This window comes from Lysinibacillus sp. GW247-5R2A (assembly GCF_059424475.1).
The window spans coordinates 225,073-249,868 of the sequence record NZ_JBWKZL010000006.1 but is presented as its reverse complement, the minus strand read 5'-3'; the positions used below and the strand labels follow the sequence as shown (position 1 = coordinate 249,868).

Annotated in this window: 22 protein-coding genes, 1 riboswitch and 1 other annotated feature; of the genes, 16 read left to right on the top strand and 6 right to left on the bottom strand. The window is 38.9% G+C overall.

The features are described from left to right. Positions 1-7: 7 nt before the first annotated feature. On the bottom strand, positions 8-1,609 hold the full coding sequence (locus tag AC07YC_RS11675; protein WP_494919443.1) for an ABC transporter substrate-binding protein: 1,602 nt from the start codon (positions 1,607-1,609) through the stop codon (positions 8-10). 216 nt (positions 1,610-1,825) lie between these two features. Here AC07YC_RS11675 and AC07YC_RS11670 point away from each other — a divergent pair, with 216 nt between their 5' ends. The 10 genes from AC07YC_RS11670 to AC07YC_RS11625 all read left to right on the top strand — a co-directional run bounded on the left by AC07YC_RS11670 (position 1,826) and on the right by AC07YC_RS11625 (position 11,262). After that, positions 1,826-2,788, top strand: coding sequence for an ABC transporter permease (locus AC07YC_RS11670; protein ID WP_036220980.1), 963 nt, complete (start codon positions 1,826-1,828; stop codon positions 2,786-2,788). Positions 2,789-2,790: 2 nt separating this feature from the next. After that, the gene (locus tag AC07YC_RS11665) at positions 2,791-3,657 is read left to right on the top strand and encodes an ABC transporter permease (RefSeq protein ID WP_008180364.1); all 867 of its coding nucleotides are present in this window, start codon (positions 2,791-2,793) and stop codon (positions 3,655-3,657) included. A 17-nt stretch (positions 3,658-3,674) separates the two neighbouring features. Continuing rightward, positions 3,675-4,697 (top strand): ABC transporter ATP-binding protein, encoded by a 1,023-nt coding sequence (locus AC07YC_RS11660; RefSeq protein WP_494919442.1) that lies wholly within the window; start codon positions 3,675-3,677, stop codon positions 4,695-4,697. Then, positions 4,681-5,688: an ABC transporter ATP-binding protein gene (locus AC07YC_RS11655; protein ID WP_336635309.1), complete on the top strand. Its 1,008-nt coding sequence runs from the start codon at positions 4,681-4,683 to the stop codon at positions 5,686-5,688. Before AC07YC_RS11660 ends, AC07YC_RS11655 begins: the two co-directional genes overlap by 17 nt. Positions 5,689-5,749: 61 nt before the next feature. Beyond that, positions 5,750-6,703: a DUF1177 domain-containing protein gene (locus tag AC07YC_RS11650; RefSeq protein WP_336635310.1), complete on the top strand. Its 954-nt coding sequence runs from the start codon at positions 5,750-5,752 to the stop codon at positions 6,701-6,703. Continuing rightward, positions 6,696-7,964, top strand: coding sequence for a M20 family metallopeptidase (locus AC07YC_RS11645; protein ID WP_494919441.1), 1,269 nt, complete (start codon positions 6,696-6,698; stop codon positions 7,962-7,964). The genes AC07YC_RS11650 and AC07YC_RS11645 overlap by 8 nt, the downstream gene beginning before the upstream one ends. Positions 7,965-8,097: 133 nt before the next feature. Next, the gene (locus tag AC07YC_RS11640) at positions 8,098-8,859 is read left to right on the top strand and encodes an IclR family transcriptional regulator (RefSeq protein WP_494919440.1); all 762 of its coding nucleotides are present in this window, start codon (positions 8,098-8,100) and stop codon (positions 8,857-8,859) included. Between the two features lie 11 nt (positions 8,860-8,870). Next, a complete protein-coding gene (locus tag AC07YC_RS11635) occupies positions 8,871-9,794 on the top strand; it encodes an aminopeptidase (protein ID WP_494919439.1) in 924 nt (307 codons plus the stop codon). Positions 9,795-10,010: 216 nt separating this feature from the next. Beyond that, positions 10,011-10,502, top strand: a complete 492-nt coding sequence (locus AC07YC_RS11630) for an NUDIX domain-containing protein (protein ID WP_494919437.1) — start codon at positions 10,011-10,013, stop codon at positions 10,500-10,502. Next, positions 10,486-11,262 carry an alpha/beta hydrolase family protein gene (locus tag AC07YC_RS11625; RefSeq protein ID WP_494919436.1) on the top strand — a complete coding sequence of 259 codons (777 nt, stop codon included), beginning with the start codon at positions 10,486-10,488 and terminating at the stop codon, positions 11,260-11,262. The genes AC07YC_RS11630 and AC07YC_RS11625 overlap by 17 nt, the downstream gene beginning before the upstream one ends. Positions 11,263-11,342: 80 nt before the next feature. Here the strand turns inward: AC07YC_RS11625 and AC07YC_RS11620 are convergent, their stop codons facing one another. Both AC07YC_RS11620 and pckA read right to left on the bottom strand, forming a co-directional pair. After that, a complete protein-coding gene (locus tag AC07YC_RS11620) occupies positions 11,343-12,299 on the bottom strand; it encodes an alpha/beta hydrolase (RefSeq protein ID WP_494919435.1) in 957 nt (318 codons plus the stop codon). Between the two features lie 87 nt (positions 12,300-12,386). Then, complete coding sequence (gene pckA, locus AC07YC_RS11615; RefSeq protein ID WP_494919434.1) at positions 12,387-13,973, bottom strand: phosphoenolpyruvate carboxykinase (ATP); 1,587 nt, start codon at positions 13,971-13,973, stop codon at positions 12,387-12,389. A 393-nt stretch (positions 13,974-14,366) separates the two neighbouring features. Next, a riboswitch (SAM riboswitch) is annotated at positions 14,367-14,485 on the top strand. Between the two features lie 283 nt (positions 14,486-14,768). On the opposite strand from pckA, the gene metK reads away from it, so the two are divergent. Next, entirely contained in the window at positions 14,769-15,965 is a 1,197-nt protein-coding gene (gene metK / locus AC07YC_RS11610; protein ID WP_494919433.1) for a methionine adenosyltransferase, read from the top strand. Positions 15,966-16,135: 170 nt separating this feature from the next. Here metK and AC07YC_RS11605 read toward each other — a convergent pair whose 3' ends face one another. Then, positions 16,136-16,648, bottom strand: coding sequence for a gamma carbonic anhydrase (locus AC07YC_RS11605; RefSeq protein ID WP_494919431.1), 513 nt, complete (start codon positions 16,646-16,648; stop codon positions 16,136-16,138). A gap of 134 nt (positions 16,649-16,782) precedes the next feature. On the opposite strand from AC07YC_RS11605, the gene AC07YC_RS11600 reads away from it, so the two are divergent. After that, the gene (locus tag AC07YC_RS11600; protein ID WP_249659245.1) at positions 16,783-17,589 is read left to right on the top strand and encodes an alpha/beta hydrolase; all 807 of its coding nucleotides are present in this window, start codon (positions 16,783-16,785) and stop codon (positions 17,587-17,589) included. A 126-nt stretch (positions 17,590-17,715) separates the two neighbouring features. Further along, complete coding sequence (locus tag AC07YC_RS11595) at positions 17,716-19,224, top strand: alanine/glycine:cation symporter family protein (RefSeq protein ID WP_336635319.1); 1,509 nt, start codon at positions 17,716-17,718, stop codon at positions 19,222-19,224. Positions 19,225-19,283: 59 nt separating this feature from the next. Here AC07YC_RS11595 and mnmM read toward each other — a convergent pair whose 3' ends face one another. Next, a complete protein-coding gene (mnmM, locus tag AC07YC_RS11590) occupies positions 19,284-19,862 on the bottom strand; it encodes a tRNA 5-(aminomethyl)-2-thiouridylate-methyltransferase MnmM (protein WP_336635320.1) in 579 nt (192 codons plus the stop codon). Further along, positions 19,859-20,815: a tRNA modification radical SAM protein MnmL/YtqA gene (gene mnmL, locus AC07YC_RS11585; protein ID WP_036220958.1), complete on the bottom strand. Its 957-nt coding sequence runs from the start codon at positions 20,813-20,815 to the stop codon at positions 19,859-19,861. The genes mnmM and mnmL overlap by 4 nt, the downstream gene beginning before the upstream one ends. Before the next feature lie 226 nt (positions 20,816-21,041). Between mnmL and AC07YC_RS11580 the strand changes: the two genes are divergently transcribed. From AC07YC_RS11580 to AC07YC_RS11570, 3 genes are all read left to right on the top strand, one after another. Further along, positions 21,042-22,223 (top strand): MDR family MFS transporter, encoded by a 1,182-nt coding sequence (locus tag AC07YC_RS11580; RefSeq protein ID WP_008176650.1) that lies wholly within the window; start codon positions 21,042-21,044, stop codon positions 22,221-22,223. Between the two features lie 144 nt (positions 22,224-22,367). Then, positions 22,368-22,715 carry an ArsR/SmtB family transcription factor gene (locus AC07YC_RS11575; protein ID WP_008176651.1) on the top strand — a complete coding sequence of 116 codons (348 nt, stop codon included), beginning with the start codon at positions 22,368-22,370 and terminating at the stop codon, positions 22,713-22,715. 57 nt (positions 22,716-22,772) lie between these two features. Continuing rightward, the gene (locus tag AC07YC_RS11570; RefSeq protein ID WP_494919428.1) at positions 22,773-24,515 is read left to right on the top strand and encodes a SulP family inorganic anion transporter; all 1,743 of its coding nucleotides are present in this window, start codon (positions 22,773-22,775) and stop codon (positions 24,513-24,515) included. A 65-nt stretch (positions 24,516-24,580) separates the two neighbouring features. Then, positions 24,581-24,791 (top strand) — a binding site (T-box leader). The last annotated feature ends 5 nt before the right edge of the window (positions 24,792-24,796 follow it).

Genomic DNA, 24,796 nt, shown 5'->3' with positions numbered 1-24,796 from the left:
AGTTGAGTTATTTTGAAATGGATACGTTCGTACCATTTGGATGAACAATTTGAACAGAGTTATCAGCTGAAACTTCAAAGCCCTGTACATGTTTATTTACGCCTGCAACAGTTTGCGTTGCTTCTAATTCGATACGAGGAACATCCGCTAGTATCAATTTTAATGCCTCTTGGTATAATTTTGCTCGTTCTTCTTGTACGACTGTTTCAGATACAGCACGCTCCAATAATTTATCAACCTCTGGATTGCTGTAGCCTTTACCATTACCTAACGCTCCGATTTGATTTGTGTGGAATAATTGATAGAGGAAGAAATATGGATCTGGATACCATGTCCAACCACCAATATTCATTGGAGCATTGCCCTTTGCTACTGTATCACTGTAAGTACCCCATTCAAGGACTTTAATTTCAACATCTATATTTAAATTTTTCTTCAATTGACTTTGGAAAATCGTTGCGTAGGGAACACGTGCCTCGGATACGTAAATTTCTGTTTTGAAGCCGTCAGCATAGCCGGCATCCGCTAATAATTTTTTAGCTTCTTCAGGATTATATTTCGGTACCATATCGACTAAGGATTTATCATAGCCCCAAGAACCTGGAGGTAATGGTAAATAGGAAACATCACCACCACCCCATTGATTAACACCTGAAATGATTTCCTCAACATTTGTTGCCATATAAATGGCTTCACGTACACGCTTATCAGCAGTTGGACCTACTTTATTGTTGAGATCCAGGTAAACAATGGATAAGCCCGGATTTGTTAACAGCTCAAGATTACTATCTTGATTGATAATTTCTCGATTTTGGCCTTTTACGTCCATGGCGATATCAATATCACCTGAACGTAATGCATTGGTCATCATATTCTGGTCGGATATAAATTTCATGGTTAAATGGTCGAGATTTGGCTTGTCTCCCCAATAATTTTCATGGCGTGCCAGTTTTACTTCCTGGTCTTTTTTCCATTCAGTTAACTGGAATGGACCGGTACCAACGAAATGCTCAGAAAATTTATCGCCCCATCCTTCTATCTCTTCTTTTGGAATAATAATATTTCCAGCATCAGTTAGCATAGCAAGTAGGGCAGCATTAGGAGTAGCTAAGTGAATCTCTACTTCATAATCAGATAGTACCTTAACCTCTGTCACGCCACTAAGCCGATTCATAGCCGATTCCTTAGCAGAACGTTCTAATGAATATTTCACATCTTCAGCTGTCATCTCACGACCATCTTGGTATTGTCCCTTTTGGAATTTTACACCATCACGTAATTGGAACGTATACACTAACATATCATCCGATACTTTCCATTCTGTTGCTAAAGAGGGGATAATATCCGACAGATCTTTGTTATACACAACTAAAGTATCACCCATTTGACGCATTACCTGTGATTCATAAACCCCCGTATATTTGATCGGGTCAAACGTTTTGGCATTCGCTGAAAGACCAACATTTAATGAGCCTCCAGAAGTCACTTCTCCATCTTTTACATCTGATGAGTTATTTTTTTCTGTATTCCCACCACAAGCAGCTAAAACAGCAATCATTAAAGTTAAAAAGAAAAGTAGGAAAGATTTTTTTACGTTTATTTTCTTCATCCGTGCTAGCCTCCTTTATTTTGTTTCACAATATGAACCGTTGATTCAAAAATGGTAGGTTCGAAATAAAAGTAGCACATTTGTAAACAGGAAGTAAATATAAAATTAAAAAAATTCAGAAAAAATATATTTACAAATAATTATCGCTAGGTGTAGTATTTAGTTATTCACAATATGAACCACTGATTCTAATAATGAAAAGGAGGTCTTAATAAGATGGGCTCATTTATTTTAAGAAGGTTAGTAAACCTTATTCCAACACTGTTAGTAGTGGGTATCATCGTATTTATTATTACGCGAATGATTCCCGGTGATCCGGCTTCTGTCATGCTTGGTCCCCAGGCTAGTGTGGAAGATGTAGAGAATTTAAGAGAAGAACTGGGATTAAATAAGTCAATGCCTTCACAATTTATTTCATATGTAGGTGACTTAGCGCAGTTAAATTTGGGTTATTCCTATTCTTATAGTGAGTCTGTTTTGGGGCTTATTATCGAAAGATTCCCAAATACAGTTGTACTTGCACTAGCAGCCTTATTAATAGCTGTCGTAATTGGAATCCCAGCAGGTATATTGGCAGCTAGAAAACAAAATACGATCATTGATTATGTGGTCATGCTTGTGTCACTAGTAGGAGTATCCATGCCGATTTTTTGGTTGGGAATCATGCTTGTTTTATTCTTTAGTGTCAATCTTGGCTGGTTCCCTGCGACTGGAATGGGGAATATGAGTGAAGGTTTTTGGCCATATTTAAAGCATTTAATTTTACCAGCCTTTGCTTTAGCAACAATTCCAATGGCGACATTCGCACGTATTACACGTTCGAGTATGTTAGAGGTCATTTCACAAGATTATATTAAAACAGCACGCTCTAAGGGCATAAAAGAATATTTGGTTATTGGGAAGCATGCGTTTAAAAATGCTTTAACGCCAATCTTAACGGTACTAGGTATGCAAATTTCTAATTTACTAGGTGGTGCCGTTTTAACAGAAACGATTTTTAGCTGGCCTGGGATGGGTCGATTAATTGTAGATGCGATAGATAAACGTGACTTTGTCGTTGTACAAGGTACAGTTATTTTCATTGCCTTTATCTTTGTCCTTATTAACTTAATCGTTGATGTGTTGTATAAGGTTGTGAATCCAAAGGTCAATCTTGAATCGAATGGAGGGAAGAAATAACAATGACTCAAGCAGTTGTCAATGAAACTAGAAAAAGAAATACATTGTTACGTAAGTTGCTTAAAAATAAATTAGCAACAATTGGGTTAGTAATTGTATCCTTGATGGCCATTGTTGCTATCTTCGCTCCATTAATTGCAACCCACCCACCAAATGAAATGACTGTTGGTAAATCATTTTTACCCATGAATACCGATGGACATTTGCTTGGAACGGATAACTATGGTCGAGATTTGTTTAGTCGTTTAGTTTATGGAACCCGAATATCTATGATTGTCGGAATTGCAGCAGTGTTATTTGGTGCTGTGTTTGGGACATTACTCGGTCTTGTTGCGGGATATTTTGGGGGGCGTAGTGATTCCATTATCATGCGCACGATGGATGGCCTTTTCGCCTTTCCATTCATTTTATTAGCTATTACGCTAATGACAGTATTAGGACAAGGACTTGTAAACGTTATAGTCGCTATTGGTATAGCCAATATTCCAGGGTTTGCTAGGCTTGTTCGTGGTCAGGTTTTAAGTGTTAAAGAAGAAGAGTTTATTGAGGTGACGCATTCTTTAGGGGCTACACATTCACGTATCATTTTTAGTCATATACTACCCAATTGTTTAGCTCCATTAATTGTCTATGGAACGATGAGTACGGCAGGCGCTATTATTTCCGAGGCTGCACTTAGCTTTTTAGGGTTAGGGGTACAGCCTCCAACAGCCTCATGGGGTAGCATTTTAAAGGATGGTAAAGACTTTTTAGTATTAAATCCTCAAATGGCGACATTTTCAGGTATCTGTATTTTATTAACAGTCCTTGGCATAAACCTGTTAGGAGATGGATTACGTGATGCATTAGATCCGAAAATGAAAGTTTAATGAAAGGGGATGGCGTCATGACTGAACGTTTACTAGATGTAGAAAACTTGACAGTAGAATTTAAGAGTGGTGGCTCTACAATGAAAGCTGTTAATGGAGTTAATTTACAATTAAATAAGAAGGAAACACTAGGGATTGTTGGCGAGTCTGGGTCGGGAAAAAGTGTTACTGCCACTGCTCTCATGCGTTTAATTCCATCTCCGCCAGGAAAAATAACGAACGGAGTAATTCGTTTTAATGGGCGTGATTTAATAGGGATTTCAGAAAAGGAAATGCGGAATGTCAGAGGTAATGAAATGTCGATGATTTTTCAAGACCCTATTACGAGTCTAAATCCCGTTTTAACAGTGGGCAATCAAATTTTAGAAGTGATCCAAGCACATGAGCATATATCCAAGAAGGATGCGTCAAAAAAAGCTGTGGATATGCTCAAAATGGTAGGGATTCCGGAGCCAGAAAAGCGTTTGAAAATGTATCCACATGAATTTTCAGGTGGGATGCGTCAACGTGTCATGATTGCTATCGCGCTTGCTTGTAATCCAAAGCTACTTATTGCTGATGAGCCCACTACAGCATTGGATGTAACTGTACAGGCTCAAATTCTTGATTTGATGAAAAAATTACAGCAAGAACATGATACGGCCATTATTATGATTACGCATGATTTAGGTGTAGTTTGGGAGCTTTGCGACAAAGTGAATGTCATGTATGCAGGTCGTACAGTGGAGTCGACTACAACAAGGCAGCTCTATGAAAAACCATTACACCCCTATACTTGGGGATTATTAGAGTCGCAGATTACGATGGGGACACAAGGACAGCAAAGGTTGCCAGCCATCCCAGGAAGTCCACCCGATCTAACCATGCCACAAAGTGGTTGTCATTTTGCAGCTCGCTGCCCGTTAGCAACGGATCTATGCCATAGTACAATACCCGATTTAGTGGAAGTCCAGGACAATCATTTTGTAGCCTGCCATTTGCAATCAAAAGATCAAATTGTCGCTAGAAAGGTGGGGGTTTTTCATGCAACAGCCCAATGAATTGATGTTAAAGGTAAATAATTTAAAAAAGCATTTTCCTATTAAGAGCTCAATTCCTTTTAAAAAGTCCACGCAATTTGTGAAAGCGGTAGATGGAGTAAGCTTTGAATTATTTAAAGGAGAAACACTTGGGATTGTGGGTGAATCGGGCTGCGGGAAATCGACGGTTGCACGTTTAATCAACCAGTTAATAGCACCAACCGAGGGTATCGTTGAGTTTAAGGGTACCGATTTAGCAAGCTTAAATACGAAGGATATTCGTTCTGCTCGAAAATCGATACAAATGGTTTTCCAAAATCCCTATGCATCATTAGATCCTCGTAAAACTATTGAATATTTAATTGCTGAACCATTAGTAATACATGGGATAGGTGATGAATCATCACGTAAAAAGCGTGTCATGGAGCTACTTGAAACAGTAGGGTTGAGTGCTTATCATGCAAAGCGCTATCCCCATGAGTTTTCTGGAGGACAAAGGCAGCGCATTAATATTGCACGGGCACTTGCACTTCAACCGGATATAGTTGTTTGTGATGAACCTGTATCCGCCTTAGATGTATCTGTACAGGCACAAGTCATCAATCTATTAAAAGATTTACAGAGAGATTTTGGTTTAACCTATATTTTTATTTCACATGATCTCAATGTTGTGAATTATATGTGTGATCGCATTGCAGTGATGTATTTAGGCAAAATTGTTGAAATGGGCTCATATAAAGAAATTTATGATCACCCTCAACACCCCTATACACAGGCTTTGTTATCAGCTATTCCTAAGGAAAATCCTTTTGATACAAAGGAACGAATTATTTTAACAGGGGATGTTCCAAGTCCCGTGAATCCTCCGAGTGGCTGTGCTTTCCATAAACGTTGTCGTTTTGCCACAGACAAATGTGCAGAAGAGCAACCAACACTCGATACGGTGACAGCAACCCATCAAGTATCATGTCATTTATGGAAAGCTATTCAGCAAGAAGTATCTACAATATAGATGAAAATCTTATAAATCTTCATGAATAAGAATTTTTGATAGAAAAAGGAGCGGACTAATTATGTCATTGAAGCATGTTATGGAGTTATACGAGGTAATGGATAGTATGTATGTAAATGGTGAGGTGATGAAAGAGTATTTACACAATATTAATCCAGCAGCAGATGTAGTAGTTAAAACAATTAAAGGTGAAAATGGCTCAACCGATTTTGTCCGCGTTCTAGTGAAAGGTAAAAATGGTAAATCCTCAGGGGGCCATGCGCCTACATTAGGTATCATCGGTCGCTTAGGCGGTATCGGGGCACGCCCTGAAATGACGGGCTTTGTATCGGATGGAGATGGAGCACTAGCCTGTATGGCCGGCGCAGCAAAAGCGATTGATATGGCTTTAAAAGGTGACCAGTTAGAGGGAGATGTAATTTTCTCCACTCATATTTGTCCAACTGCACCCACTTTACCACATGAGCCAGTGCCATTTATGAATTCTCCAGTCGATATTAGCGTCATGAACGAGAATGAAGTGGAAGAAACAATGGATGCTATTCTTTCGATTGATACAACAAAAGGTAACCAAGTATGTAACCATAAAGGATTTGCCATTACACCAACAGTTAAAGAAGGTTACATATTAAAAATTAGTGATGATTTGCTGCAAATTTACACACAATCAGCAGGTATTGCACCAGTTGTACTGCCGCTAACAATGCAAGACATTACCCCATATGGGAATGGTTTATTCCATATCAATAGTATTTTACAGCCTGCTGTGGCGACATCAAGTCCTGTAGTAGGGGTAGCAATTACAACCGAATCTATCGTGGCAGGCTGTGCAACAGGTGCAACACATGTGACAGACGTAGAGAATGTTGTTCGATTTGTCTTAGAAGTGGCGAAAACGTACGGTGCTCATAAATGCTCTTTCTTTGATGAAAAGCAGTTTACACATATGAAAAATTTATACGGTAGCATGAAGCATTTACAAACTAAAGGAAATGAGGTACCAGCACATGAATGACTTACAAGCACTAAAAATGCAACTAGTAGATGAAGTGGAAAATCATCAAGAAGAGTTAATTGACTTTTGTTCGAAACTCATTCAAATTCCAAGTGTGAATCCTCCAGGAGATACGACTGAAATAACAGCCTTTATCGAGCACTATCTAAATGATGTAGGCATTGCTTACCAAAAATATGAGGCTGCGGATAAAATGTTTAATTTAGTAGCTTCTATTGGAAATGCTGAAGGCAAAGAACTTGTTTATTGTGGACATACAGATGTTGTGCCTGTTGGAGACTTATCTAAATGGGATTTTGATCCTTTCTCTGGAGAAGTGAAGGATGGTTGGATGCTTGGGCGTGGAGCAAGCGATATGAAAGCTGGTTTAGCAGGTATTATTTTTGCAACAAAACTACTCAAGAAATTGAATATTGAATTGCCAGGGAAATTAACATTAGCCATTGTACCTGATGAAGAAACTGGTGGGGAATTTGGTGTTCCTTGGTTGTTGGAGCGAGGTTTAGTTAACGGGGATGGATGTTTAATTGCCGAGCCTTCATCTCCATTAAATCCGACAATTGGGCAAAAAGGCTCCTACTGGTTTGAATTAGAAGTGCATGGGGAACCTGGACATGGTAGCTTATCACCTTTAGCGGGTCGTAATGCAATTAATGATGCAATCCGAGCTATTCAAGAAATTCGCACATTATGGGACATCAATATAGTCATTCCTGAAGAAGTACAGCCACTAATAGAAGTATCGAAAAAATATATGCGTGAAGTGGAGAAAGACCGCCTGAAATATCAGGAAGTACTAGAGAAAATTACTGTAAATATTGGTACAATTGAGGGAGGTACGAAGTCCAATGTTATCCCAGATTATTGTAAGGTACAGGTCGATTGTCGCTTACCATTCGGTATTACACAAGAGGAAGTAACAGAAATCTTGAAGAATAAATTAGATGCCTTAGACATCGAGTATTCGATTAGACGTTTTGGTTTCAAAAGTGTAGCCAATTATACCCCAGCTGAAAATCCTGTTTGCCAATCGATTGTGGATAATATTTCATTTGTAACAGGATTAGAAGCTTATGGTGTTATGCAATGGGCAAGCAGTGATGCTCGACATTTCAGACAGTATGATATTCCGGTTTTACAATACGGGCCAGCCTATTTACCAAGCATTCACGGGTATAATGAAAAAGTGCGTGTTGAAGATATCGTACGCTGTGCAAAAGTATATATTACTGCTGCGATTGATTTCCTCTATCAAAAGTAAGAGATTAGCTACTCTCTTACTTTTGATAAAGTGATATCAGGTGCTGACGGCTGTTAAATCTTTCAATTAATCCCCCTTAAGAGAGGGATTTGCAGCCGTTTGTACAGAGAAATAGATCAAAAGGATGAGAGATATGCTAAAGACGTTAAATTTATCAATTGCGGTTTTAAAGATGTTTACAAAAGAAAAGCCTATATGGGGTGGTCGAGAGTTAGCGATGGCGATGAACATGAATCATACAAATCTATATCGCATTCTTGAAACATTTGAGAATAATGGGTTTATTACAAAGGATCCTGTCACTAAAAAGTACTCCTTGGGTATTGCATTATGGGAAATTGGTATGAATATGTATGATTCGTTAAACATAGATCAGCTATGTATGCCTGTTCTTGATAAGTTAAAGGATGTTACTGGTGAAACCGCCATATTTACAGTTTTAAATGGCTTGGAAGCGTTAACTTTATTAAAAGCGGAGCCTGTGAATAAGGTGAAGTTTACTGTTTCAAGAGGAAGTAGATCTCCGCTTTATGTAGGTGCTTCCTACCGTTCTATGCTTGCTTTCCTAAGTGATGAGCAAATTTCTAAAGTTATTGATGAACCGTTAACCGCTTATACGACCAATACGATGACGAATGCAAATGACATACGGTTAGAGCTTGAAAAAATTCGTAGCTGTGGTTATGCGCTCAGTAACAGTGAATATTCCGTCGATGTATTGGCACTCGCTATGCCTATATTTAATAGTGATGAAAAGGTTGTAGCCTCTATCACTGTTTCTGGCCCTATCTACCGATTTACTGAACAACGGGTACCTGAATTTTTATGGCCTTTAACAGAGGCTAGAAATGAAATAGAAGGAATCATTCGTAGATATCATTTGAATTTTAATTAAGGAGTGCTACTATGCAGCATTTACATGATATTGCACTGAAGGTATTAAAAGATCATTTAAATGTTCAATCGTCAGAAACGCTTTTAATTTTGACCGATGTTCAAAAGCAAGACTTAGCCACAATCTTTTATGAGGCGGGGCTAACAATAACGGCTAATACCATGCTTATGGTTATGCCTTTATTGGAAAAATCAGGGCAGGAGCCTATTCATGCCGTTTCATCGCTTATGGCAAATGCTGATGTCTCACTTTGTTTGACCTCTCATTCCTTGACACATACAGCAGCCCGTAAGAATGCCTGTGAAAGAGGTGGTCGTGTAGCGACTATGCCAGGTATTACGTTGGAGATGCTTGAACAAGGTGCGCTTCATGCAGATGCGCAAGAGATTGAGGAAATGGTAGAAAAATATGTCCAGCTTCTCGATAAGGCGGCAGGAATTCGAATTGTTAAGGATGGTCATGAGCTAACATTTAGTGCAGTAAACCGTTTAGGCATTCGTTCGACTGGCGTTATTCGCCATGCAGGTGAGCACGGTAATATTCCCTCCGGTGAATCCTATATTGCGCCAATAGAGACATCTGCAAATGGTGAAATTTTAGTGGATGGTTCTATTGCTAATATTGGAGTCTTAAAGGAACCCTTATTATTGAAAATTTCTAATGGACGATTAGTAGAAGCCATTGGTCCGGATGGTCCTCGATTGCTGGAGTTACTTGGCGAAGAGAATGGTCGGATCATCGCAGAGTTTGGCATTGGAGCAAATAAAAGTGCTATGTTATGTGGGAATGTATTAGAAGATGAGAAGGTCTATGGGACAATCCATATCGCATTTGGTAGCAATGTACCATTCGGCGGAGCAAATGTAGCGGATGTCCATATTGATTGTGTAGTGAAAAATCCGGTTGTTTATTTCGATGGTGAACGAGTCATTTAATGAAAAGCGTGTCTTCATTTGAAGCGCGCTTTTTTGCTTGCTTACACTATATTTAAAGTTGCTTGTTTCTGTATGATTACTCTATAGTTAACTTAGATAAGCTAAAGGGAATTAGATGATTTTCACATAGTGGAAATGCAATCCCAACAAAACAGAAATTAGAAATTCGCGATGCCTGTAAGTGAAGGCAATGAAAAATGACTTCTGTTATTCAGCATGATAGAACGTGAGGTTGAAGATATGTTAACATTTACAGATTTACATGGCCTGCGCGTAGATTTGAGTTTTACGAGAGGGGAATTTATCGTAGAACCCAAACACGTCCTTGTATTTTTAAAGCATCAAAATAAGTGGCTATGTACTATTCATAAACGACGTGGTGTCGAGGTGCCAGGAGGCAAATTGGAGCAAGGTGAAACGCTAGAGGATGCAGCTATAAGGGAAGTATTTGAAGAAACCGGTGTCCGTGTGAAAAATCTTCAATGGTTTGCAGAATATGCGGTTCATGATGACATATTATTTTGTAAAACGGTTTTTACTGCACAATTTGCTGGGCAGGAGGACATTGAATTTGATTTAGAAACATCCGGTATGCTGTGGTTATCTGATGAGGAATTTACCCATCATCCAAACTTGAGCTTTCATATGAAGGATGAAGGAATGAAGAAAATGCTGGAGGAGTTGAAACGACGTGACAAAAAATGGTGATATCGTGGAAAAGCGTGCCTATCCTTCTCCCAATCCAGCAATTCGGTTAACAGAAATCACTTATATGTCACAGGGCTTGCGAATAAAAGGACTTCTAGCTGAGCCGAAGACTGAGGGTACATATGATGGCTTTTTATATTTAAGAGGGGGTATGCAAAGCATCGGTATGGTAAGACCCTCACGTATTGCTCAATTTGCCGCACAAGGCTTTATCGTCTTTGCACCGTATTATCGTGGAAATAGAGGTGGCGAGGGCAAAGATGAGTTTGCAGGGGCAGACCGTTATGATGCTGTTTTTGCAGTCGATGTACTGAAGCAATTTTGCAATGATAATCTACATGTTTTTGGCTTTTCGCGTGGAGGCATCATGGCTCTATGGACAGCAATTTTACGAAGGGATATTACTTCCGTTGTGACATGGGCTGGGGTTTCTGATGCAACGGCCACTTACTGGGAACGTACAGATATGCGACGGATGATGAAACGCGTTATCGGAGGAACACCTAACCGTGTACCGGAAGCCTATGATGCTCGTACACCGTTGTTTGAAGTAGAGCATATAACAGCTCCAGTGTTAATTATTCATGGCTATCAGGATGAGAATGTGGATATAGAGCATGCTAGACAACTGGCATTTTTCTTAGAGGATGCTAATAAAACATACGAAACATGGTACGACCCTCATTATGCACATCAATACCCGCCAGCTAAAAATCGTGAAACCGTACGTGCTCTTTGTGAATGGATGAAGCAACACTAGAAAATGAAATTATTAAAGCCCCTTCCTTAAATAGCTATCATCTGGAGATGAATAGGTGTTCTAAAGGAAGGGGCACTTTATTATTTCATATAAGTTTCTAAGAAATGCTGAATCGTTTCCCAATAGAGCTCGCCAGCTACGCTTTCCGCCTCGCCATGACCAGCACCCTCGACAAGTAATTTTTGCTTCGGACCATTTGCTGCCTCAAATACGTCATTCAACATGGTCGAAGGGACAAAAGTATCGTTATCTCCATGAATAAACAGCATAGGGGTTTTCGATTTTGCCACTTGATCAACAGCACTAGCTTCTCCCAGAGTATAGCCTGCTTTTAGTTTAGTTACGACTGAAGAGAATTGCATAATTGGGAATGAAGGCAAGTGAAAGATTGCTTGTAATTGATAGGAAAATTCATCCCATACGGAAGAATAGCCGCAATCCTCAATGATAGCCTTTATATTTGACGGCAAATCCTCACCTGAAGCCATCATCACAGTAGCGCCTCCCATTGAAACTCCAAATAGCACGATTTCAGCATCTTTATTCCCGTTTACAATGTCATCAATCCATGAAACAACATCCAAACGATCATGCCACCCCATGCCGATATAATCACCTTCACTTTGACCATGTCCTCTTGCATCGGGAATGAGCACATGATAGCCCATATCATAAAATTGTTTAGCATACTTAGTCATTTGTGTACCATCACTTGAATAGCCATGGAAAATAATTGCCCATTTGTCTGTGGGCTGGCTGTTTTGGATAGCGTATGCATGCAGATTAAGAGAATCATAGGATTGAATCGCCTTCTCCTCATAATGCTTGTTAAACCATTGCTCACGGTCCTCTTTCTCTTGAGCCTCATTTGAATTGCTATCAATTAAATTATGGGGGGCATCTAGAACAGCTGATTTATCAGTATCCGGATTTAATGCCAGATTATAAAAGTAGTTGCCTGCAAAAAAACCAGCACCAATAAATAATGCCAATAATATAGAAATGATTGCTACTAGTAATTTGTATTTTCTTTTCATATGTATCTCCCTAAATTAGCTTTATTTATGTTTTATGGGAAAGAAAAAGAGAACGAATTATCTCGTTCCCTTTTCTTGTTCTAGTTGTTATTTTAATGGGCCACCAAGTGTAGTGATGGCTTCAGAAACGTTTGCAAATTTCTTGAAGTTTTCGTTGAATAAGCCAGCAAGTTCAGCAGCTTTTGCATCGTATGCAGCTTTATCTGCCCATGCTTCACGAGGATTTAACACTTGTGAAGGTACACCTTCAACTGCTGTTGGGATGTGTAAACCAAATACAGCATCTTGTGTCGTTTCAACATTTGTTAATTGACCATCGATAGCTGCGCGCACCATTGTACGTGTATAAGAAAGCTTCATACGGCTACCAGTACCATATTCTCCACCAGTCCAACCAGTGTTCACTAGGAATACTTGTGCGCCATGTTCGTCAATTTTTTGACCTAACATTTCTGCATAAACTGTTGCAGGAAGTGGAAGGAATGGAGAACCGAAGCATGTAGAGAATACTGGTTCTGGCTCTGTTACACCACGTTCAGTTCCAGCAAGTTTTGAAGTGAAACCACTTAAGAAGTGATACATAGCTTGCTCTTTTGTTAATTTACTGATAGGAGGTAATACGCCAAACGCATCAGCTGTTAGGAAGATGATTGTTTTTGGATGACCTGCTACAGAAGGATCAACAATGTTTTCGATGTATTGAATCGGATAAGCTACACGTGTGTTTTCTGTTAATGAACCATCATCATAATCACAAATACGAGTTTCTGGATCAACAGCTACGTTTTCTAAAACAGAGCCGAAGCGGATTGCATTGTAGATTTCTGGTTCTTTCTCAGCAGAAAGGTTGATCGTTTTTGCATAGCAACCACCCTCAATATTGAATACACCATTATCAGACCAGCCGTGTTCATCGTCACCGATAAGCTTACGGTCTGGATCAGCGGATAATGTTGTTTTACCAGTACCAGATAGACCGAAGAATAATGCTACATCGCCAGCTTCACCAACGTTTGCTGAACAGTGCATAGAAAGGATACCTTGTTGTGGTAATAAGTAGTTCATAATACCGAAAATAGATTTTTTCATTTCACCAGCATATTCAGTACCACCAATTAAGATAATTTTCTTTTCAAGTGATACAATGATGAATGTTTCAGAAGCAGTACCGTCAACCGCAGGATCTGCTTTAAAGTTAGGAGCTGAGATGACAGTGAAGTCTGCAACATGCGAAGCTAATTCGTCTTTAGTTGGACGGATAAATAATTGATGAGCGAAAAGGTTGTGCCAAGCGTATTCATTAATAACTTGGATGCTTAATTGTGAATCTTTGTCAGCACCAGCAAATCCTTTGAATACAAATAATTCATCTTGTTCTTTTAAATATTTTATTACTTTTACATACAGGTTATCGAACACTTCAGAGGAAATTGGTTGATTGACTTTACCCCAGTCAATTTGATCTTTTGTGCTTTCTTCTTCTACTGTATATTTATCTTTAGGTGAACGACCAGTGTATTTGCCAGTTTCTGCACGAACTGCGCCATCTACTGTTAACATTGCCTCACCACGAGAAGTAGCTTTTTCTGCTAATTGTGGTACTGAAAGTTGAACGTTAATGTTACCGCCGCTTAATAATTCCTTCAGTTCGTTTGCAATTTCTACTGAATTCATCGATTAAATACCATCCTTTTTTATAGTATTCCCTTGATTTAGAGGGATTTTTTCTTAATTTCAAAAATAGTATAACACAATTGGTTAAATAATCTATACTAATTAAGAAATTATTTTAGAGTTTTTATTACTTTTCAATAAACTGACAAAAAATAATGTTTTTCGAGTAGAAAACATTCAATGCTACAGTAAATTGTCTAAAATTTGAGCCACACATATGTTACCACAAGATGCTAGGTATGTTGTAGGGATTAATTTTCTTTTATTTACATCATCACCCAAGAATGAAAAGTTTTATGGTGAATATTTGTTCCTTCCTTATCTATACAGTAATACATAAGAAAATATTTGACAACGTTCGACCTTTTCAGTAACATGAAAATTGAACGGATACTCTTATCCCGAGCTGGTGGAGGGTCAGGCCCTGTGAAACCCGGCAACCTGCATGAACTATTTCACTACATGCGTTGGTGCCAACCTGATGCAAGGGAAAATCCCTTGAACGATAAGAGTGAAAGGTAGCGAAGTCATTATTCCTTTCCTCATGTATAGTAACGTGAGTAAAGGATTTTTTTATTGTTAAAAATCAATGTAAAGGTAAGTATATGTAGTTCTTTCCTTATTATAATGACGGATCTTTCGAAATCCTCGTGTTAAAAGTAGCAGTTATTTTTTCACATTAAGTGAAATGACAACAACAGCGGCTTGAGAGTTCAATCCTTAGGAGCGGACTTGACATGGGTAATGAGTACCGTATTCAAATACTTTTTGTAAGAGTAATAGGAGGAAAACTAAATGACAAACCGTCGACTGTTTACATCAGAAAGTGTAACAGAAGGACATCCAGATAAAATTTGTGACCAGATTTCGGATGCCATTTTAGATGCAATTTTAGCAGAAGATCCAAATGCACGTGTAGCGTGTGAAACAACTGTAACAACAGGATTAGTATTAGTAGCGGGAGAAATTACTACTTCTACTTATGTAGATATCAAAGGTATTGTACGTGATACGGTGGCGGAAATCGGATATACACGTGGGAAATATGGCTTTGATGCTGAAAACTTAGCGGTACTTGTAGCAATTGGTGAGCAATCTCCAGATATTGCTCAAGGTGTTGACCAAGCTTTAGAGGCACGTGAGGGTTCTATGACAGATGCAGATATTGAAGCGATTGGTGCAGGGGACCAAGGCTTAATGTTTGGCTATGCATGTAATGAAACACCTGAGTTAATGCCATTACCAATTAGCTTAGCTCATAAGTTAGCACGTCGTTTAACAGAAGTTCGTAAATCTGGTGAGCTAGCTTATTTACGTCCAGATGGTAAAACACAAGTAACAATTGAGTATGATGACAATAACGTACCTGTGCGTGTCGATACAATTGTTATTTCAACACAGCATGATGAAGAAGCAACACTTGAACAAATTCAGGCTGATCTAAAACAATTTGTGATTGCCCCTGTTGTGCCAAGCGAATTATTAGATTCAAACACAAAATACTTTATCAATCCAACTGGCCGTTTCGTCATTGGTGGGCCAAAAGGAGATGCTGGTTTAACGGGCCGTAAAATCATTGTTGATACATACGGTGGTTATGCACGACATGGTGGCGGTGCGTTCTCAGGTAAGGATGCCACAAAAGTTGACCGTTCAGCTGCCTATGCGGCACGTTATGTAGCTAAAAATATTGTAGCAGCTGGTTTAGCAGAACGCGCGGAAGTACAGCTGGCGTATGCAATTGGCGTTGCACAGCCTGTTTCCATTGCTGTTGATACATTTGGTACAGGAAAAGTGAAGGAAAGCGAAATCGTAGAATGGGTACGTGAGCTATTTGATTTACGCCCAGCAGGTATTATTAAGATGCTAGATCTTCGTCGTCCAATTTATAAACAAACTGCAGCCTATGGTCACTTCGGTCGTACAGATTTAAATGTACCATGGGAACAAACTGATAAAGCTGACGCATTACGCGTAAAAGCACATCTGTAAACTATTGTGCTAAAGTGCTGAAGTCGTTAGAAAATTATTCTAATGTATGATGAACAAAAGGGGCTTTTCTGCCCCTTTTGTTTTTTTGCAAAAATGCCTCGCCTGTATCCTTGAACAATGGTCATGGAAAGCGAGGGATTTTTTATAATGAATAAATTCTTTATAAGCTTTTATTTTTGTAGAGATTTATAATACTGACCTTTTTCTACGTATTCACGTACGATACGCTCCATATCCTTTTTATCCTCAGCGTTTAATTCTCGGACAACTTTCGCTGGACGACCTAATGCTAAGCTATTTGGAGGTATAACTTTACCAGGAGGCACGAGACTTCCGGCTCCAATAAATGCACCCTCTCCAATCTCTGCCCCGTCTAAAATAATGGAGCCCATACCGATTAAGGCATTTTTTCGAATGGTACAGCTATGTAAAGTTACTTGGTGTCCTACTGTGACCTCATCTTCAATAATGAGTGGAAACTTAGGACTTTGATGTAAGCAGCAAAGATCTTGGATACTTACCCGTTCACCAATAATGGTTGGTGAAACATCGCCACGAATTACGGTATTAAACCAAATAGTTGTTTCAGCTCCAATTGTTACGTCTCCAGTAACAGTTGCGTAATCGGCAATAAAAACAGATGGATCGATCTTTGGTGTTTTATCTTTAAATGGATAAATCATGAGAATCGCCTCTTTTCTTTCTGTAGATATAGTATTATCGTATCAAATACGCAACTTTAAGGAAATATAAAATTAAAATGTGCTGTTATTTCGATATAATCAAATTGTAATTATTTTTTAGGAGGACTATGTGAATGTGGAAATGGGAAGCTGATGGACAAGCAAAGGCTGTGATTGCTATTCTTCATGGTGCTTATGAAAACCACCGTTGGTATGCATGGCTTATAGAAAAATTAAGAATGGAAGGCTTCCACATAGTCATGGGGGATCTACCGAATCATGGCATCAATGCAAGATTTGCGCGTGTCCATGATGAGGACTTCAAATTGTACAATAAATATACAAGAAATCTCATTGAGAATGCCTTTTCATATAATTTACCAACCTTTGTAATTGGGCATGGACTAGGCGCTACTTTAGTTCTTCATACCATGCAAAAGAAAAAGTATGAATGTGCTGGTATTATTTTGACATCACCCTGGCTACATTTGAAGCTTTTACCAGGTAAATTATCAAATGCTTTAACGAGCTTGAGTGCTTTAACAGCAAATGTTAAATTGACGCATGAGCTGACATTTGAGACATTAACGCGCAGTGTTGAGGGTAGAGAGGAAATGAAGGATGATATCCCATTTATGTCTGTTGTTTCAGTAAAATGGTATCGGGAGCTTCAACAGATGATGAAAAATTTAGTTATGCTACCTAAGCATGAATTTCCTAATATGCCTATGTTAATTATGACAGCTGAAAAAGATAAAATAACGGAAACTCGACAAATGCGCAATTGGCTTCATCAACAAGAGCTAACCGAGTTTCAATTTAAAGAATGGGCAAATTGTTATCATAATTTATTTCATGAAGTAGAGCGTGAAGAGATTTTTATGTATATTCGAGATTTTATCAATAATGCTCTTAGACGGATTGGATATATAATAAAATAGGTTTGACACCTTCCAAATAATAGGATCCTTACTTAAATATTGTTACTTGAATATAATATTGTAATTTTCTGAAAAGTGTAATAATATAGTGACTTAAAGTAAGGTAATTCAAATTGGAGGGGTAAGATGGATGTAGTTGTTGGCAAATTGAATGACATATTATGGGGACCTTGGTTTATCTATGGTATCTTGTTGATTGGGCTTTTTTTCTCAGTCATTACAAGATTCCTGCAAGTAAGACTTATTAAAGATATGTTTGTGTTAATGTTTAAGGGGGAGAAATCAGAAAAAGGGATTTCCTCCTTCCAAGCAATGTCTATCGCACTATCGGGTCGTGTAGGTACAGGGAATATTGCTGGTACTGCAACAGCTATTGGGATGGGTGGACCTGGTGCTGTCTTTTGGATGTGGGCAATTGCTTTTATTGGTGCGGCAACCGCATATGTAGAGTCAACATTAGCACAAATCTATAAAGAAGAGAAAGATACTGAATATCGTGGTGGACCGGCCTATTACATAGAAAAAGGAATGGGTCAAAAATGGTTTGCAGTGATTTTCGCTATTGCTGCTTTAATTGCTATGTTAATACTTATGCCAGGTGTGCAATCGAATGCCATTGCAGGAGCTGTTGAAAACGCTTTCGGTATTGAAACTTGGATTACAGGACTAATTATTGTCGTTTTACTTGGTGCTATCATTATTGGGGGCGTTAAATCGATTGCCAACGCTGCACAGGTAATTGTACCGTTCATGGCAATAGCCTATATTATTATGGCTATTATTATTATCGCTATGAATATTTCAGAGGTACCATCTGTCTTCGCTTTAATTTTCTCAAGTGCATTTGGAGCACAAGAAATATTTGGAGGTATTATTGGCTCCGCAATTGCTTGGGGTGTGAAACGAGGAATCTATTCAAATGAGGCTGGTCAAGGGACTGGGGCGCATCCTGCTGCCGCAGCAGAAGTATCCCACCCTGCTAAACAAGGGATTGTCCAAGCAGCGTCTGTATACATTGATACCTTATTAATTTGTTCAGCTACAGCCTTTATGATTTTATTTACGGGTATGTATAATGTACAAGATGAAAAGGCAGCCGAAGGAGCAGATCCATTTATCCATGTTGGGGAATTCAATAAAGGCGGCTTAACGGGTGATGAGCAAATGACATTTGCTAAGAGTATTCAGGAAGGTGCTGCGTATACGCAATATGCAGTTGAATCATCCTTACCTGGACTTGGTGCACCATTTGTAGCTATCGCACTATTCTTCTTTGCCTTTACAACGATTATGGCGTATTACTATATCGCTGAAACAAATGTGGCGTATTTATTTAGAGGTAGTACCGAGAAGGTCTTCATCTGGATTGCGAAAATAGCGATTTTAATTGCAGCTTTCTATGGCACAATCCGTACGTCTGGACTTGCTTGGGCTATGGGGGATGTAGGCCTTGGTCTGATGGTATGGATTAACGTTCTAGCCATTTTAATTATTATGAAACCGGCCATCGTTGCTTTAAAAGATTACGAGAAACAGAAAAAAGAAGGAAAAGACCCTGTCTTTGATCCTCGTAAACTAGGCATTAAAGGCGCAGATTTCTGGGTAGACTATAATGAGAAACGTAAAAATAAATAGGTAAAGAGAAAGGCTAACTAATAGTTCCTACGATACTATTAGTTAGCCTTTTAAATTGTCTATATATTTGGATAATCCTTCATTTTCTCTAATGCAATGACGAATGGAGGGTCATTTTGCTGATTGAGAAATTCGTATTTTAAGACATGGACATATTTTTGTGGAAGTTGGCTGACAAAGTCTATTACAGTATCTCGCTCTTCCTTGCCACCAGGGTGACCGTGATAAATAACAAGGATGATTAAACCGCCAACCTTTAAAAGCTTAAGCAAGTCTTCAATAGCTTGAATCGTTGTACTAGGCTTGGTAATAATATCATGATTGCCACCCGGCAAATAGCCGAGATTAAAGATGGCTGCGGCTACTGGCTTGTGTACGAAATTGGCTACTTCTTCATGCCCTTTATTTAAAACAAGGGCGCGATGTTCTAAACCATGGTCTAGTAGACGATGTAGTGTTGTGTCGACTGCTTCTTTTTGAACATCAAAAGCATAAACTTGTCCTTCATCCCCAACTTGCTGAGCTAAAAACAACGTATCGTGGCCATTGCCGGCAGTGGCATCAACAACTGTATCTCCTTCTTCCACACTATCTTTTAATAGCTGTTGAGCATATTGTAAAACTCGTTGTAATTTCATTTAGCAACCTCAGCCTTATAAAATTTCCCCTGCCAACTACCACGGCGCTCCAATTCGGCATCAATGCCATTTAATACTTCCCATTTATTAACGCTCCACATTGGACCAATCATTAAATCTATAGGTCCATCACCTGTAATGCGATGAATGACCATATCAGGTGGTAAAATTTCTAGCTGATCAGCGACTAGTTTTGTATAAACATCCTGATCTAAAAACTCAAGCATCCCTTTTTCATATTGCTTCACCATTGGTGTCCCTTTTAATAAATGAAGTAAGTGGATTTTAATACCTTGGACATCTAGCTTTGCCACTGCTCGTGCAGTTTCCATCATCATGTCATAATCTTCAAGCGGTAGACCATTTATAATATGTGAGCAAACACGAATACCATGCTTCCGAAGTTTTTCTACGCCCTCCACATAGGTTGCATAATCATGTGCGCGATTAATAAGATTGGCAGTTTTTTCATGAACGGTTTGAAGACCAAGCTCAATCCATAAATACGTACGCTCGTTTAATTCTGCTAAATATTCTACAACATCATCTGGTAAACAATCGGGTCGAGTAGCAATAGAAAGACCTATAACACCTTCCTGCGCCAAAGCAGCTTCGAATTTTTCCTTTAACACCGGGAGCGGGGCATGTGTATTCGTATAGGCCTGAAAATAAGCCATATATTTGCCATCTTTCCATTTTTGGTGCATTTTGTCCCGAATTTCAGCAAATTGAACTTCAATTGGATCAACCTTGTTGCCTGCAAAATCACCTGAGCCTGCAGCGCTGCAAAATGTACAGCCGCCAAAGGCAACCGTACCATCACGGTTTGGACAATCAAAGCCAGCATCTAATGCTACTTTAAATACTTTGTGACCAAAGTGATCGCGTAAATAGCGGTTCCATGTATAGTATCTTTTCCCTTCAGAAGGAAAAGGAAAATTTATTTCTGTCATTTATTTCACTCCTCTAACGCCTTATTTTATCATGAGCATCTCGTTCCGTCATGGGGTAAGGATATATCATGAAAGATGTTGCTCCAATTTTCGCTTGGATCTAGTGATTTATAGCTATTTATAGCCATTAATAAATTGTAAAAAGGGTAAAATTATTTTCCTTGTACTTTTAAGTATTTCAGCATAAACTAGCTATTTAGAGACGCGAAATAATGGAGGACATCAAATGCCAAAACGTGTTTGGTTTTTAATTATCGGAATGCTTGTGAACACAACAGGCAACTCATTTTTATGGCCTTTAAATGCCATATATATGCATGATTATTTAGGGAAAACGCTGGCGATGGCTGGCTTTGTGCTGATGCTAAATTCTGCTGCAGGTGTTTTAGGCAATCTATTAGGTGGTTACCTATTTGATAGAATAGGTGGCTATAAAGCCATCATGCTTGGAATCCTTTTAACAATTGCTTCATTAATAGGTTTAACGCTTTGGCACGGGTGGCCGCATTATGTATGGTTTTTAACGATATTAGGCTTTAGTGGGGGTATTGTTTTTCCTAGTATGTTCGCATTGGCTGGAGCTGCCTGGCCAGAGGGGGGGCGAAAGGCCTTTAATGCCATCTATTTGGCTCAAAATGTCGGCGTAGCTGTAGGTCCTGCACTTGCAGGTGTGGTGGCCGATTATCAATTTGACTACGTGTTTAAGGTCAATTTAGGGATGTATATTTTATTCTTTATTATTGCTTTGCTGACATTTAAACGTTTAGAGGTAGGGAGTATTGCACCGAAGAATGTGGTTGGTGAAAGTAAGCGAATCATTAACAAGGCACCATTCTATGCCTTATTAATTATTAGTTCATCCTCCGTTTTATGTTGGCTAGCCTATTCGCAATGGAGTGCAACAATTTCATCCTATACGCAAGATTTAGGTTTAGGGTTAAAGCAGTATAGTTTACTATGGACGATTAACGGTCTGCTAATTGTGATCGGGCAGCCGCTCATTGCACCGCTTATCAAACGTTGGGAGCATCAGTTAAAACGTCAATTGGTTTTTGGTGTCATCTTAATCGCTATATCCTTCGGTATTATCGCGTTTGCGAGTGATTTTAAAATGTTTGGTGTAGCCATGCTTGTCTTAACTTTCGGAGAAATGTTTTATACACCAGCATTACCAACTATTGCAAATCAACTTGCGCCAAAAGGTCGACAAGGCTTCTATCAAGGTATTATTAACAGTGCTGCGACTGGTGGACGTATGATTGGTCCTTTATTTGGTGGAATTATGGTGGATCAATATGGCATGATTCCTCTTGTTTTAACTTTAGTAGTCATTGTGCTGTTCGCGATTATACCATGTCTTATTTATGATTACCCTCTCAAGAAGAACAACATAGTAGTAGATTCATAGTGAATAAATGCAAAGAGCGAATCGAGTGTTACACACTTGGTTTGCTCTTTTTTTCATAGTGGATATTGAAAAATTATTAATATAGGCTTACAATCATACATATTCAAATATTTGAATATGTAGTTGTATGGGGGGATTTATTTTATGGAAGAAGGATTGCAGCAGTTTAAGGCAGATTTTTTTAAAGCGTTAGCACATCCATTACGTATTAGAATACTGGAACTTCTTGTAGAAGGTCAGAAGAGTGTCAATGAGATTCAAGATTGCTTAGAGAAAGAGGGCTCCGCTGTTTCTCAGCAGCTAAGTGTATTACGTGCTAAAAATATCGTTTATGGAGTGAAAGAAGGCAAGAAAGTTTACTATTCTTTAAGCGATCCGATGATTGGTGAATTACTTGGTGTGGCCAAGGATATTTTTAATAACCATTTAGTTCATACCATTTCAAGATTAGAGGAAATGACAAGTAATGATAGTGACGAAGAAAATAAGTAACCTCCATAATGTGGAAAAGTTATGCTTTGCTTATTATTGGGAAGGGAAGATTTATCTATGAGGTCACTGTTTACAGGACGTTTTGAAGGGTATTCAGTCCATCATGCTAAAAAGGATTTATTGTCCGGAATCATTGTTGGAATCGTTGCTATTCCACTTGCTATGTCCTTTGCTATTGCATCAGGTGTAAAGCCTGAATATGGCATTTATACGGCTTGTATTGCAGGTGTTTTGATTTCCATTTTTGGTGGATCAAAATATCAAATTGGAGGACCTACAGGGGCTTTTGTGCCGATTCTTTTAGGAATTGTCCTAACGTATGGCTATGAGGATTTATTACTGGCAGGTTTAATGGCGGGGGTATTGCTTTGCTTAATGGGCGTTTTTAAGCTAGGGACCTTAATAAAATTTATTCCCCGTCCTGTAACAATTGGTTTTACAGCAGGTATAGCAGTAATTATTTTTACAGGTCAAATCGCCAATTTTTTAGGACTAACCAATATGACAAGACATGAGTATTTTATAGCGAATATTCAAGAGATAGGAAAGCAAATTGGGACTACTAATATTTTTAGTATTTTAACAGCAGTCATTTGTTTCATAACAATAATGATGACACCTAAATTGTTTCCAAAGGTTCCCGGGGCATTAGTGGGGATTGTAGTCTCCACTCTTGTGGCGACTTTCTTTTTTTCAGGACAAGTGGCTACGATTGCCACAGCCTATGGTCAAATACCTAATACATTACCCAATTTCGCAATACCTACTATTACAATCGAGCGCCTACAACAGCTTATTGGACCTGCATTTGTCATCGCGATGCTTGGAGGTATCGAGTCGTTGTTATCTGCAGTCGTGGCAGACGGGATGACAAATAGCAAGCATAATAGTAATCGAGAGCTAATCGGTCAAGGGATTGCCAATATCGTAACACCGATGTTTGGAGGAATACCTGCGACAGGAGCGATAGCTCGTACTGCAACTAACATTAAAACAGGGGCAGTATCCCCAATGTCGGGTATCATCCATGGTGTGTTTGTATTAATCACCTTATTGTTATTAGCACCATATGCTTCCCATATACCTTTAGCAAGTATGGCACCCGTATTAATGGTAGTTGCCTGGAATATGAGTGAACGTAAGCATTTTGCTCATATTATAAAATTGAAATCTGGTGATTCGCTCGTTTTGTTCATTACCTTTTTATTAACCGTATTTACTAGCCTTACATTAGCGGTAGAAGTAGGGCTTGTGTTAGCCGTGCTATTGTTTGCAAAACGAATGAGTGAAAAGCTTGTTGTGACAAAGGTATTACCAGACCATTCGAATAAAGGCGAGAAGGTACAGCCTCATGTCGTTCATCAACAGCATGATTGTCCACAAATAAGCTTGTATACCATTGAAGGTCCACTGTTCTTTGGTGCAGCACAAAGATTTGAACAAACGATAGCAAGCACTTTACAACAACAATCTAGAGTTTTGATATTACGCATGGGGAAAGTGCCCTTTATGGACTCTACGGGTGAAGCATATTTTAGCAATATCATTGACAATTTTACAGCACAAGGTGGCAACATTCTAGTAACAGGGGTACAGGATGACTTAAAGATAGCCCTTCAGCAAAATGGCCTTTACGATAAAATAGGAGCCCATCATTTTTATCAGCATACAGGAGAAGCGATTACAAAAGCCTTCAACTATTTGGACAGACATCGATGTATTGGATGTCAGCATTTTGCTTTTCATGAATGCAAAGAATTCTCTAAATATAAGGAAGAAAAGGAATTAATTGTTCAGTAATGGGTAAGCTGTAAACAAAGGCTTGTGCTTTTCAATACTTTCCATTAGAATAAATGCAATATCATGTAAAGACTGTGATGAGGAATAGTAGATTTGTGGGTCTTTTTAGAGAGCTAGCGGCTGGTGAAAGCTAGTAGGAAAGCAAATCGAACTCGCCTACTGAGTCTGCCCGCGTGAAATAGCGCGTGTCGTTTCTTCCGCGTTAAGGAAGCTTGAGCCGAGTGTAATCACTAATTTGGGTGGTACCGCGGGAGTGCAAATTCTCTCGTCCCTTCTATAAG